At 42.7% G+C, this 13,588-nt stretch carries 13 protein-coding genes; 5 read left to right on the forward strand and 8 right to left on the reverse strand.

Features of this window, described 5'->3' with window-relative positions; translation table 11 throughout:
- Positions 1-27: 27 nt before the first annotated feature.
- From FTU65_RS13750 to rsfS, 3 genes are all read left to right on the forward strand, one after another.
- The gene (locus FTU65_RS13750) at positions 28-897 is read left to right on the forward strand and encodes an NAD(P)-dependent oxidoreductase (RefSeq protein ID WP_180010931.1); all 870 of its coding nucleotides are present in this window, start codon (positions 28-30) and stop codon (positions 895-897) included.
- Between the two features lie 42 nt (positions 898-939).
- The gene (locus tag FTU65_RS13755) at positions 940-1,737 is read left to right on the forward strand and encodes a hydroxypyruvate isomerase family protein (RefSeq protein ID WP_078191282.1); all 798 of its coding nucleotides are present in this window, start codon (positions 940-942) and stop codon (positions 1,735-1,737) included.
- Between the two features lie 73 nt (positions 1,738-1,810).
- The gene (gene rsfS / locus FTU65_RS13760) at positions 1,811-2,203 is read left to right on the forward strand and encodes a ribosome silencing factor (protein WP_086178424.1); all 393 of its coding nucleotides are present in this window, start codon (positions 1,811-1,813) and stop codon (positions 2,201-2,203) included.
- A gap of 92 nt (positions 2,204-2,295) precedes the next feature.
- On the opposite strand, the gene FTU65_RS13765 is transcribed toward rsfS, so the two are convergent.
- The 5 genes from FTU65_RS13765 to FTU65_RS13785 form a co-directional block, all read right to left on the reverse strand.
- Positions 2,296-2,913, reverse strand: coding sequence for a hypothetical protein (locus FTU65_RS13765; protein WP_180010929.1), 618 nt, complete (start codon positions 2,911-2,913; stop codon positions 2,296-2,298).
- Between the two features lie 13 nt (positions 2,914-2,926).
- Entirely contained in the window at positions 2,927-4,258 is a 1,332-nt protein-coding gene (locus FTU65_RS13770; RefSeq protein WP_180010927.1) for an ammonium transporter, read from the reverse strand.
- A gap of 346 nt (positions 4,259-4,604) precedes the next feature.
- Positions 4,605-6,059, reverse strand: a complete 1,455-nt coding sequence (locus FTU65_RS13775) for an NAD(P)(+) transhydrogenase (Re/Si-specific) subunit beta (protein WP_180010925.1) — start codon at positions 6,057-6,059, stop codon at positions 4,605-4,607.
- Between the two features lie 3 nt (positions 6,060-6,062).
- Positions 6,063-6,383, reverse strand: coding sequence for a proton-translocating transhydrogenase family protein (locus tag FTU65_RS13780; protein ID WP_078191287.1), 321 nt, complete (start codon positions 6,381-6,383; stop codon positions 6,063-6,065).
- Positions 6,384-6,394: 11 nt separating this feature from the next.
- Positions 6,395-7,522, reverse strand: a complete 1,128-nt coding sequence (locus FTU65_RS13785) for a Re/Si-specific NAD(P)(+) transhydrogenase subunit alpha (protein WP_111885447.1) — start codon at positions 7,520-7,522, stop codon at positions 6,395-6,397.
- Between the two features lie 941 nt (positions 7,523-8,463).
- On the opposite strand from FTU65_RS13785, the gene FTU65_RS13790 reads away from it, so the two are divergent.
- Positions 8,464-9,381 (forward strand): DMT family transporter, encoded by a 918-nt coding sequence (locus FTU65_RS13790; RefSeq protein WP_180010923.1) that lies wholly within the window; start codon positions 8,464-8,466, stop codon positions 9,379-9,381.
- 127 nt (positions 9,382-9,508) lie between these two features.
- Positions 9,509-10,705 carry an MFS transporter gene (locus FTU65_RS13795; RefSeq protein ID WP_180010921.1) on the forward strand — a complete coding sequence of 399 codons (1,197 nt, stop codon included), beginning with the start codon at positions 9,509-9,511 and terminating at the stop codon, positions 10,703-10,705.
- A 54-nt stretch (positions 10,706-10,759) separates the two neighbouring features.
- On the opposite strand, the gene FTU65_RS13800 is transcribed toward FTU65_RS13795, so the two are convergent.
- The 3 genes from FTU65_RS13800 to FTU65_RS13810 all read right to left on the reverse strand — a co-directional run bounded on the left by FTU65_RS13800 (position 10,760) and on the right by FTU65_RS13810 (position 13,459).
- Complete coding sequence (locus FTU65_RS13800) at positions 10,760-11,404, reverse strand: HEPN domain-containing protein (protein WP_180004612.1); 645 nt, start codon at positions 11,402-11,404, stop codon at positions 10,760-10,762.
- Positions 11,405-11,501: 97 nt separating this feature from the next.
- A complete protein-coding gene (locus tag FTU65_RS13805) occupies positions 11,502-11,912 on the reverse strand; it encodes a hypothetical protein (RefSeq protein WP_180010992.1) in 411 nt (136 codons plus the stop codon).
- 194 nt (positions 11,913-12,106) lie between these two features.
- A complete protein-coding gene (locus FTU65_RS13810; protein ID WP_180010919.1) occupies positions 12,107-13,459 on the reverse strand; it encodes a methylenetetrahydrofolate reductase C-terminal domain-containing protein in 1,353 nt (450 codons plus the stop codon).
- Positions 13,460-13,588 lie beyond the last annotated feature (129 nt).

Here is a 13,588-nt window from a genome sequence, read left to right on the forward strand (position 1 = left end):
TCACACAGGATAGATTGAGTACAGCACATGGCGTTTGATCGTAATACAAAAATTGCATTTCTAGGTATGGGGCTGATGGGTAGCCGTATGGCCACGCGTCTCATTCAGGCAGGATTTGAAGTTGCGGTATGGAACAGAACTGCCGCTGCGTGTGATGAGTTGATTGCGATTGGCGCGACAGCGCTTCAATTGGACAAGATTGCCCATTATCCTGTGGTTTTATCTTGTCTCGCAGATGATGCTGCTGTTGCCGCGGTGTATGCAAGCATCGAAACCCATTTAGCGGCAGGACAAATTATTGTCGACTTCTCGAGTCTTTCTGTGAATCAATCCCATCAATTGGCTCAAGCTGCAAAGTTGAAACAAGTCACTTGGATTGACTCTCCTGTTTCGGGGGGCACAGCAGGTGCTGAACAAGGCACTTTGGTCATCTTTGCCGGTGGTGATGCTCAAACGATTCAAGATTTGAGTCTGATTTACAATGTTTTATCTCAACGTGTTACCCGCATGGGCGACTCAGGTACAGGTCAAGCCACCAAAATTTGTAATCAGCTGATCGTCGCTGCCAATAGCACGTTAATCGCAGAAGCTGTCGCATTGGCCGAGAAATCAGGTGTAGACACCACGTTATTGGCACCAGCGCTTGCCGGTGGATTTGCAGATTCAAAGCCTTTTCAGATTTTAACCCCACGTATGGCAACGCATCAGTTCGAACCCGTGCAATGGAAAGTTCAAACTTTATCTAAAGACCTGAATAATGCAGTCCAACTGGCTGCCCAGTTTGAATTAAGCATCCCTGTTGCCAGCCTAGCTTTATCGCAACTCAAAGCCCATCAGGACAATGGTTTTGCAGAAAAAGATTTAGCCACCATCATTCAACATGTCGAACAAAACTAACGACTTTCACTTTAGAAGTAAATTGCTTCAAGGACGATATACATGACTCAGCTCGCGGTTAATTTATCCATGATTTTTACCGAAGTGCCGTTGTTAGAGCGTTTTGCTTTGGCTCGTGAACACGGTTTTAAGCATGTAGAAATTCAGTTTCCGTATGAGCTGAGTATTGAGCAAATCCAAACCCAACTCACCATCAATGATTTAAGCCTATGTTTAATCAATGTCCCTGCGGGTGATTTGATGCAAGGCGGTGATGGTCTTGCGGGAGTTCCGGGGCGTGAAAATCAATTTCATCAGGCCTTAGAACAATGCATTCGCTATGCCACTGCGTTAAATGTACCGAGTGTCAATATTTTAGCCGGCAAACAGCCACAAGATGCTGACTTGCTCCCATGTTTAAATACCTTGTCGAGCAACCTCAAACTGGCGTGCCACATGTTGTCTGAACATCATATTCAGCCGGTATTTGAAATGATTAATGGCACTGATATGCCGCGCTTTTTGGTGCAAAATATTGCCCAAGCTCAGGAAATGCTTGAAGCTGTACAACACTCTACTTTGAAGATGCAATATGACTGCTACCACATGGCGATGATGGGTGAAGATATTCTCAGTACTTTGGCAGAAAATATTCAGGATATCGGTCACATACAGTTTGCTGACTGTCCGGGGCGACATGAACCTGACTCAGCGCAGATTCCATTTGCTGAGATTTTTAAATGGTTAGATCAAAGCCAATATACAGGTTACATCGCGGCTGAATACCGACCACGAAGCAACTCATCACATTCTTTTGCGTGGAAAGACAAATACTTCCCTCATTTAGCCAATGGTCAATGACGTGTTGATTTGAAATTCAGCAACAAAACCGCTATATTAGAACATGTAAAATTGTCAGGAAATCATACCCTCTATGAATTTAGAACCATCGCCCAGCGCTTCTAATTCTCACGATCTCGCAAATATCAAAGATGTACAAGCTTGTTTAGCTGTTGTACGTGAAGCACTTGAAGATGTAAAAGCCAAAGATATTGTTGAACTTGATATCAAAGCAATCAGCAATGTCGCAGATGCGATTGTAATTGCGAGCGGTACTTCAACTCGTCACATTAAGTCTCTTGCAGACAACGTGGCAGAAGAAGCACGTAAAGCTGGATTCCGCCCGATTGGCGTTGAAGGTGAACGTGATGCAGAATGGATCCTGATTGATCTCGGTTTTGTAGTGGTACATGTGATGTTACCTACAGCACGTAAATTCTATGATTTAGAAAGCTTATGGCGTACAGCTCCAGAAACTGTAGCTTAAGCTTCCAGAAAAAAGCGACCTAATTAGGTCGCTTTTTTTATCCCTTCACTTTATACACGGACAATCAGCTTCATGGTGTTTTACCCCCGACACTAAAGCAGTTGGTGTAAATCCACCTCAGGATAATTGGCTTTAATTTTCAGCTTGGTTTGTGCATAAACTTGGTCTGCACGCATCGGGCCATAAAAGTCACAATACACTTCATAAATGCTCGTTAAAACTTTGGCATAACTGGTCAAGGGCAAAAACTCGACAAAACTCGCCGTATTTATTTGTGCATTTGCCGCAATTGCCAGCCCGATTTCTTCTAATTGCTCAATCACATCTTGGGTGAAATCAGCCTGATCTGTAGATTTCACCGTCAGCATGACTGACTCGATAAAGCCTAAAAAGGCCTCGCTAATCGTTTCTGCAATGAGCTCGTCTTCTTGTACCTGCTCCTGCGGTTTTTCAACCCGTAACAGTTCCTGCTTTTCTAAGGTAGATAACTCATACAAAACTTGCTTCAGCATATCTTTACGATAAAAGCGAAGCTCCTCTGTGGTACAGATATCATTTAAGAAGCGATTCAATACAAATGACGGTTTCATGCTGTACTGCTGTTCCCAGTGCCGTAGCGCACTGTCGAGTAAAGTCCCATGAATAAATTGTTGTAAGCCTTTTTCTAAAGCTTCGCGGCGTTGTGCCAAATTCAACAGTTCGGTGCTCATTGCTTTACTCCTGTTAATGACGTTTAGTCATATCATCCGTTTCAAAAGTCACATCTTTTTGAAACTCGGGATAAGACAATTCAGCATGCTCGGTATAGTCCAAACCCCGTTGTTCATGTTGCTTACTCACCCGTAAGCCACCCAACAATTGATCCAAGACCTTAAATACAATGAACGCAACGCCAAAGCCCCATAAAAAGGCAGCAATCACTCCAAGCCCTTGTATCGCGATGACATCGCCATTAAACATATTATTTTCAAGGAAGATCCCTGCAGCCAATGTTCCCCATGCGCCACAGAAACCATGTACCGTCACCGCATCCACCACATCATCCAGTTTCATTTTTTCCATGAACATTGGCAGGAAGGTCACCATGACACCTGCACATAAGCCGGTGATGACCGCATACAGTGGAGACATCGTTGCACAGCCTGCCGTAATGGCAACCAAGCCACCCAGTGAGGCATTGATCGTACTGCGGATCAAAATGGCTTTAGATCGGATGAGGCAGAGCAACATATATGCAACCGCTGCCGCACACGCTGCAAGATGCGTATTTAAAGCAATACGTCCTACGCTGACATTGGCATTAATGGTCGAGCCTGCATTAAAACCAAACCATGCTAACCATAAAATAAAACCACCTAATGCCACTAAAGGTAAGTTATGCCCCGGTAAATAATGGCTTTGCCCATTGCGTCCAAATCGTCCCAAACGTGGACCCAATACGATAATGCCCGCTAAGGCCACCCAGCCACCCATCGAATGCACCACGGTCGAACCTGCAAAGTCGATAAACCCAAGTGCTTTTAACCAACCATCTCCGCCAAATAAACTGCCCCATGCCCAACTACCAAAGACAGGATAAATCAAACCGGATACAACGGCCGCACTCACCACATAAGCGACAAAATGAATCCGCTCTGCCATTGCACCACTGGCAATGGTGGTTGCCGTTGCAGCAAACATCATTTGGAAAAATAGAAGGTTCCAGTGCCAATCATCCAGTTGATCGGGTGCAAAATGACTGAAGCCAAACCAGCCCGTGGTATTGACCCCAAACATCAGACCAAAACCCACCAACCAAAACACCAGACCACCCAAGCAGGCATCCATGTAGTTTTTCATGAGTACATTCACGGTATTTTTACTGCGAACTGAACCACTTTCGATCATGGCAAATCCGGCTTGCATAAAGAACACCAAGATACCGCCCAGTACCACCCAAATACTGTCGAGCGAGATACGAATTTCTTGAATATTACTGGCGATTTGCGGGTCAACTGCCCATGCAGTCGATGTCAGGACACTCAGAAACAGTGCCATCAAGTATGTTTTTTTCATGATTATTCCCCCAAGAATAACCATGCTGTGCAAAAAGAATACCAAATTTCAGACAATTAATTATTTTTCAATGCATTGCGTCACAAAACCAGTTCGCGACAATATTTTGAATCACTGAGATCGAATTTAATGGAACAAAACAGCTCATCGATCTGTACCTTGGTTTCAAAACACGCATCAATTTGATTCAAGCACCTGATGCGCTAAATATTTGTGCACTTTTAGTGTGAAGCATTCATTAATCAAAAGCGAAGAAAATAAAAGCGAAGAAAACAAAAAACCACCCGAAGGTGGTTTAAATCTTCCTCAATCCCGCTTTATCACAGCGGGACTTTGGCAATATGGATTAATGACCACCGCCATTAATGGCTTTTGTCATATCTTCCACAACTTTCTTCGCATCACCGAAGATCATCATCGTTTTATCGTTATAGAACAAGTCATTATCTAGACCTGCGTAACCTGTAGCCATAGAGCGTTTGATCACCATAATGGTACGTGCTTTATGTGCTTCAAGGATTGGCATGCCGTAAATTGGAGAACTTGGATCGTCTTTTGCCGCTGGGTTCACAACGTCATTCGCACCAATCACCAGTACTACATCTGTTGCTGGGAAGTCTGAGTTGATCTCGTCCATTTCAAGAATGTCTTCATATGCAACGTCAGCTTCAGCTAAAAGTACGTTCATGTGGCCCGGCATACGACCTGCCACAGGGTGAATCGCAAAACGAACTTTTACACCTTGCTCTTTTAAGATTTCACACAATTCCTTCACGGCATTTTGTGCACGACCTTGCGCCATACCATAACCCGGTACGATCACTACGCTGTCCGCATTTGACATCAAGAAGCCAGCATCGTCTGCAGAACCTGAACGGTGATTACGCTGTGCTTTTTCACCATTATCTGCCGCCGCTACTGCTGTACCACCCATTGCACCACCAAACAAAACGTTGATGATTGAACGGTTCATGGCTTTACACATGATGTAAGACAGAATTGCACCCGATGAACCAACCAGTGAACCTGCAACAATCAGCATGTTGTTTTCAAGCGTGAAACCAATCCCTGCTGCAGCCCAGCCTGAGAATGAGTTCAGTAGCGATACCACCACTGGCATATCACCACCGCCTACAGGTGCAATCCATACCCAACCAAATGCAAGTGCAAGAACAGTCATTGCCCAGAAAGCATTCATGTTGCCTGTAGTGAAGAAGTAGATACCACACGCTAACATTGCAAGGAAAATTAAAGCTTGAACAGGTTTTACCCATCCACCCGAAATGGTTTTTGCCCATTTCTTCGCAGCCAATTTACCATAAGCAAATACAGACGCTGTGAAAGTAATCGCACCAACGAAACAGCCTACAAACAATTCAAATAAATGAACTTTGCTCATGTGGGCATGTTCTACACCCGCAGCTGTTAATACCGCTTCATTTCCTGCGAATGCCGCAGTCAATTGGTTGTTATGTAGAATTGCAGCGATCGCAATCAGTACCGCAGCCAAACCGACCAATGAGTGCATCAGTGCCACAGTTTCAGGCATTTGCGTCATCGGAACTGTTTTTGCACGTGCAATACCTACGACTGCACCCAACACCATTGCACCCACAATCATCCAAATCACTGGATGATCTGCGACAAAGAATGTCGTAATTACAGCAATTGCCATTGCGATCATGCCATAACGGTTACCTTGAATCGCAGTTTTTGGACCAGACAAACCACGCAACGTTAAGATAAAAAGAACGGCACCAATCAGGTAGAACCAATCCGCATATTCTTTAATGAATTCCATGGATTAACCCTCTTTTTTCTTTTGCTTAGGTTTGAACATTTCAAGCATACGTGCAGTCACCGCAAAGCCACCAAAAATGTTGATACTTGCAAGGAAAACGGCAATCGCACCTAAAATACTCACCACGTTAATGCTTTGGAACTGTACGCTTGCATCCACAATACCTGGGATACCAACGGTTTGAATCATCGCACCAACGATAATGATCGATGACAAAGCATTGGTTACAGCCATTAATGGTGTGTGTAGCGCAGGTGTTACCCCCCAAACCACGTAGTAACCAACAAAGATTGCCAAGACAAAAATAGTAATCGTTTCAACCATGATGATTCTCCTTAACCACGTTTCAGCAGCACTTGGCCGCCATGAGTGACAAGTAGTGCTTTTTGAATTTCTTCTTCAGGGTTAATTGCGAAGTTCTTTTCGCTATCAAACAGGGTTTCAATGAAATTCAAAACGTTACGTGCGTATAGTGCCGACGCTTCAGTCGAAACTGTTGAAGGAATATTTGGAATACCGAGAATTTTCACACCATTTGCAGTCACGACATTTTCGCCGCAAACAGAACCTTCAACGTTACCGCCAGTTTCAACCGCCATATCTAAAATGATTGAGCCCGGTTTCATTTTAGCAACGGTTTCTGCTTTGATTAAACGTGGTGCGTCACGACCCGGTAATAATGCAGTCGTAATCACGATGTCAGCATTCGATACGGCTTTATCAACAATAATCGCTTGGTCGCGAATGTAGTCTTCACCCGGCATCCAGCCATAACCATTTTTCGCAGCATCAGCTGCTTTTTGTTGCTCTTCTGGTGACATTGGTACGTCTAACCATTTACCACCCAAAGATTCAACTTGGTCACGTGCTGTAGGACGTAAGTCAGTTGCTTCAACTACGGCACCTAAACGTTTTGCTGTTGCAATAGCTTGTAAGCCTGCAACACCTACGCCCATGATCACAACACGTGCAGGTTTCACTGTACCTGCTGCTGTCATCAGCATTGGGAACATACGTTGATATTCTGCCGCAGCCAAAAGCACAGATTTATAACCTGAAAGGTTGGCTTGAGATGAAAGTACGTCCATGTTTTGCGCACGAGATAAGGTCCGTGGCAAAAGTTCCAATGCAAATGCAGACACGTTTTGTGACGCAAATTGGTCAAGTTCGGTGTTGCGGTAAGGGTCAAACATCCCCACAACGGTGGTACCCGCTGTGAGTTTTTGAATTTCGTCACCTTTAGGCGCACGAACTTTCAAAATCATTTGACTACCGGTATAGGCATCATCCGTAATTTTGGCACCAACTTGTTCATAGGCACTATCGATGTAAGCAGCGTTTACCCCTGCTCCACGTTCAATAACGACGCTATGACCAGCGCTGATCAACTTCTTTACTGTTTCAGGCGTCGCAGCGACGCGATTTTCACCGACAACAGTTTCGGCTGGAATTCCGATCTGCATGAGCGTTCCTCAAGCTAATTTTTCTTAAGTAAACATCGCAATCCGCGATGTCTCCCCTCAGGATGTGTTTTTGTACAATTTTTGGATTCTAATTGAACTTTTTTAAAATACTACCCAATATTTATTTAATAAATACCCATATTTTGAACTCATGATTCATGAAAAGAATAGTGCGATATTTCATTTATTCAGTTTTATTTGTCGATTTATTACTCATTTTTATTCCATTTATAACTTTTTAATATTACTTAAGACCAAAAACATAAATAATTTCGCTGGTTTTAGTGCAGATTGTTTCAGTGCGTTGATCATTGTGACATTTTCATTCGACAACTAATGACCTGAACGTGTCGTGAAAAATCGACTTAAGTCAGGTAAAGCCACTCTTTCATGCAGACTGCATCAGCTCGTTGACTCGTTTGACAGTTTTGACGTGTTGACCTGCATTGAAAACTGACTTTTTTCTGCCACAGTCTCGTCAAATCGGTCAGCTTGAATATTCGATGGATTTTTGCGCACGTTTCGGGTTTATTGAGATCTTGCCCTCCCCACCTGATGCTTCGCCTTAAGTCTTAGAATTGACTTTTTTAGCTAAAAAATAATTTTTTGAATATTTAGCATCATGATATCGCTACTGACTTTCTATCCCCAAAAAACACTATTGCACCATTTGTGTGCAATTTTCACCTTAAATGTTTCAGCCTGATATATTTGACCTGCCGAGTCATGTTTAGATTAAAAAATCTCAAAACCAAATTGGTCATTTCTTCCACTGTTTTTCATGTTCTATCTAGCAATCCCTTATGCATAAAGGAATAAGTACTATTCTTTTTTTGCATTTTTACTCACACGATGCATTTTTTATAATCAAAATGATAGTTCAAACTTATCGGATCAATGCTGTCGAATTCGTTCAGTCGTCATGAGGCACACCTTAACTTATGTCAAGAAACCTTAGTCCGCACTTCATCGGTGCAATTTTTGCGCTGATTGCTGCCTTCTTGTTTAGTACCAAAGCGATCTTTATTAAGCAAGCCTATGCACTTTCTCCTCTTGTCGATGCCACTGTCCTCATGGCTTTACGCATGATGAGTGCATTGCCGTTTTTCTTGGTCATTGCATGGCTGAGTCGACGTTCTTATCAAACGATTCAACGAAAAGATTGGGTACTCTTGCTCATTTCCGGTTTAATCGGCTATTACTTTTCGAGTTGGCTCGACTTCCGTGGCTTGATGTATATCAATGCTTCGCTTGAACGAATTATTCTTTTTCTGTACCCCACATTAACTGTACTGGCTTCCGCTGTTTTATTCAAAAAGCCACTGAGTTTTAAAACCATCCTTGCCCTGATTTTAAGTTATGGCGGGACAGTTTTAGTGATGCTACAAGAACAAAATGCCACACCACATGATCAGTACTTTTGGCTCGGATGTAGTTTGGTTTTTGCCAGCGCCGTGTTATTTGCGATTTATTTATTACTCACGCCAGGCCTCATGCAAAAGTTTGGTTCTTTACACTTTACCGGTCTAGCCCTGAGCATTGCCTGCGTTGGGACGATTATTCATTTTCTATTTGCAACACCACAGCCTATCGCCTTGCTCCAACAACTCCCGAGTCAAGTCTGGCTGTATGGTTTAGCGCTCGGACTATTGGTTACTGTGCTTCCAACCATTTTGATGATGCAAAGTATCGTCCGACTGGGGGCTGCACAATCGGCCATGATTGCCTCTATCGGGCCCATTTTAACGATTTTACTGGCCGTCGCGTTGTTGAATGAACACTTAAACCTATGGCAATGGGTCGGTTGCGGTCTGAATATGCTGGGTGTCTTGATGATCAGTCTCAGTAAGAAATCCTAATCGCGAGCTGGGATACTATCTATTCACAGAGAAACACTTTAAGACCTGTTTGATTTTCCTTATAGTGACCACAACAGCGTGGCAGCAAATTCTTTGCATACGCTTCCGCCAAATATCTGGACAATTTATGAAAGCCTCGATCGACATTAGCCATGATAAAACCTTGTTGTGGCTTATGGCTGCTGCATGTGGTTTATGTGCGGGTGCCAATTATTATTGCCAACCTTTAGTGGCTTCCATCCAACAAAGCTTTCAAATTCCACAATCAGAGGTGGCGCTAACCGTCACCTTTGCGCAAATTTCTTATGCTTTGGGTCTACTGTTTATTGTGCCGATTGGCGATATTGTGAATAAAGCCAAATTTATTCCATTACTCATGCTTGGTGCGACTGTCGGTTTAGCCCTCTGTGCTTTTTCGACCAATCTATACATGCTTTGGGCAGGAACCATTATCACGGGGCTATTTTCAGTGGCTGCTCAGGTTCTTATCCCTTTGGTCACTGTTGCGATACGACCTGAAAAAATTGGTGCTGTTGTTGGCTTTTTAATGAGTGGGTTATTGGTCGGCATTCTGCTATCAACCAGTCTCTCTGGCTTATTGTCCTATCTGTTTCATTGGAAATCGATTTACATCCTCAGTGCGCTCTTGATGTTGGTATTAGCAGTCTTACTCAAAAAACGTCTGCCCGTGGTCAGCATCACACGCATGCCTTACAGCCAAGTTTTCCAATCCATGGGCACATTACTCAAACATGAGCCACGGTTAATTTTCCGTTCTCTAATTGGGGGCTGTGTCTTTGCTGCGATGAGTATGCTGTTTTCCACCATTGCCATGTTACTGACTGAGCCACCTTTTCAATTGGCAGATGTTTGGGTCGGTGTTGTGACTTTAGTTGGTGTGTTTGGAGCCCTTTCGACACAGTGGATTGGCCGTTGGGCGGATATGGGTTTCAACCGAAAATTAACTTGGCTCGGTTGCAGCATCTTAGCCCTCAGTTGGGGACTGCTGTATTTGGGTGGATCGTCCCTCGCCTTTTATATTTTGGGCTATGGTTTAATCAACCTAGGTTTGGCAATGGTGCATAGCTGTAATCAAAATATTATTTTCCAGCTCAACCCGATTGCACGTTCTCGAATCAATTCAATTTACATGACTTTTTATTTTGTCGGTGGTGCATGTGGTTCAGCTTTGGGCGTATTTGCATGGCACCATGGCGGCTGGACCACCACCTGCATGACAGGGATAGCCTTAGTCATTGCTGCTGGATTTTTTGTATTGATCGATCAACTCTATACTGCGCGGCAACTAAAATATCCACAATGAAATGTATGGATCATTACTCTAAAGTCACATTACTATGGCTTTATTTTTTTGAAATTAGCTGACCTGCACCACAGGATAAAAGGGTTTGCCTAAATCCAAGGTTTCTGCATTTTCTAAAAGAATCACCATAAATACTGGTAAGAGTGCCAACAGTATTGTGCAGCCATCTTGAAGTTGTTTGCGATTGACCGAACTTTTATAGGTCGCGCCGCCATGAACCATTTGATTGCGTAGCGTATACATGCGATTGAACAGCACCATTAAAATATCAACGGAATCTTTTTCTTTAAGCGCGCGTAGTACTTTCTGTTTTTCATGCGCCAGGCCCTCTTTGCATGCGTCATGGCTAATTTTTTGATTTTGATAATCCCAAAAGCCCTGATAAACATAGGGATTATCCAAAAACAACCGTATCGGCTGACTAAAACGTTCCCATAAAATATTGTAGATTTTATGCTCTGCATCCTTTTGGCAGATCACATATAAAAACTGCCTTAAGCTTTGCTTGTCCTGCGCAATCTGTAAGTCTTGCGCATATATTGCGTTGAAGGACACCCACAAACTGATAAATTGCAAATCGAGATCATCTTGAAGATCAATTGACTTTTTCAGCCAACTTAAACCTCGATGAATGCGTAAATTAAATTGGTCGGTATGTTCCGACTTTTTACTTTTAAATATTTCTTCAAGTAGCATCATGCCTGCTAAATTCCAATGGATAATTCGTTTATTTTTCTACCATTTTAACTTAGCGCAATTGTTTACCGGCATGCAATCAAAATATCTCTGTATTCAACTATTTGGTCTCATCTTGTGTGAGATAGGTATAACGTTCTAAAAGACCATTTTCATCAAAAATCAATTCATAAGACATTTTCTTTCCATTAAAAACGGATTCGGCAGGTGTTCCGAAAAGCTCCCATAAACCCACAGTCGCCACATCTGCCGCACCATGCCAAAACGCACGCCCCACTTTACTGGCAGTCGAATAACCTTGGGTAAAGGTATAAATTTCATGGCGTTTGCCATTTTTATATTCAGAGGTGATCGGTGCGCCAAATTCAGCAATCACCAAGTTACGAGACAGCCCTTGTTGAATCATTTCGGTATTTTTCTTGTTTGGCTGCTTACTTGCCATGACAACTGAACAGCCTGTTGTGCCTGACAATGTGAAAACTAAAGCTATTCCTAAGCAGGTCTTTTTCATCATGTGGTATTCCCCAAATTCTTCAAATTTCTATTTTTAATTTTTGATTTTTGATTTTCATCTGCTGTTGATCTTAATTGTTTCTTTCATCTTTTTCATTTTTTTATACGACTATTCGTCTGATTTTTAGAATGATTAGCGCTTGAAAGATTCACATTTATGAAGGTTTCAGACTGAATAATGCTTTAAGTTAATTATTGTTTTGTTGGTGACGAATTCGGTGGAACAAACCAGTTTTTCCAAGAGCTACTATGGCGAGTTTCAATTGCAACGGTAGGGATGAGCTCTTGCTTCAGCATTTTTTCTTGACCCACGGCTTTCGCCAACCGCGCTTTGACCGAGTGTATACACTCACGGTCTTCAAACTCACAGCGGTCAAGGTTGGAGCCACCACAGGGTCCATTGGCTAATCCTTTGGGGCAGGTTTCTGGGCAAATATACAAGGTTTCACCTAAACGACATTGTCCGCAACTTTCACAGCCCACGATGCCATGTTTACTGATAAATTCTGTTTTCAGCAAGGCTGCATCAGCTTTCGGTTTTTGCCATAATTTGGCCGCAAAAATATAAGATCCCACCCCTTTGGCCAGTTTTGAACTAAAAAATAACTCATGCATGACATGCATACTTTTATATTTCAAAACTTGTTCAACTGGAGCTTTATGGTTATTTGCGCCCGTCGGGTGGAAGTTCACATCTACACTAGAGCGCCAAAGCATTTTCAATTTTGCTAAACACTGTTCAAACGTTAATGTGGCAAATTGCAAAATTGCTTTTTGCAACTTCTCTTGCTCTTCCACTTTATGGCAAGCTGATAAATGAACCCCTGCATAGCCCAAATGCTGACACATTAAAATTTGTAAAGCGCATCGGGCATAGACATTTTGTTCAGCTTGTATGGCATCAGTTTGCTGTTCTTGTTGCAAAAAATTTAATACATCTGCTGAAAGCACGATGCCTGCAACTTTTTGCTTGGCCATAAAGCGGGCACGGGCAAATGTCAGCGGCATGACACACGCCAATACAGGTACATGTGGATAATATTGCTGCATATAGTGTTGGTAACTGCTCAACACATCCATGTCAAAGCCCAACTGTGTAATCACATAGTCAGCGCCAGCTTGAATTTTTTTATTCAGTTTAAAATACTGCGCATCCTTTTCTGCTTCTGCATATTTAAACGGATTAAAAGCCACCCCTAAATAAAACCCACCAAAGTCTTTGGCTGCCATGACTTGATTGACCGATTCTAAATAACGGCTCCGTAAACTCGGATCATTTGCCCCATCCTGATGCTGCTTGAGCTTATCGCCACTGAGCAAGAGTAAATTCTCTACCCCATGCTGCTGAGCATCTTTCAGAAAAGTTTGAAAATCTGAGATATCTCGACCTTTCCCCGAATAATGCAGAATTTTTTCAATGCTTTGAGCATAGTCTTGCATCGCTACTAAAGGAGCAATATCCGTGTCACTTTGCACTCGGTCAGCCAATGTCATGCACACAGGAAATCCCGCAAATGTCGTTGGGACGAGATGCGTTTTTTGCATCGTTATAGCCAAATCCTAAAAACTATAGAACAATAGAGATATGGGATATTCAAAAGATTTTAAAGACAAAGTCATAGAAATTATGATTCGAGATGAAATGTCTGTGCGAAAAGCAGCACAGCATTTTAA

It is taken from the genome of Acinetobacter sp. YH12129 (genome assembly GCF_013418685.1).
In the GTDB taxonomy this organism is placed as follows: Bacteria; Pseudomonadota; Gammaproteobacteria; order Pseudomonadales; family Moraxellaceae; genus Acinetobacter; species Acinetobacter amyesii.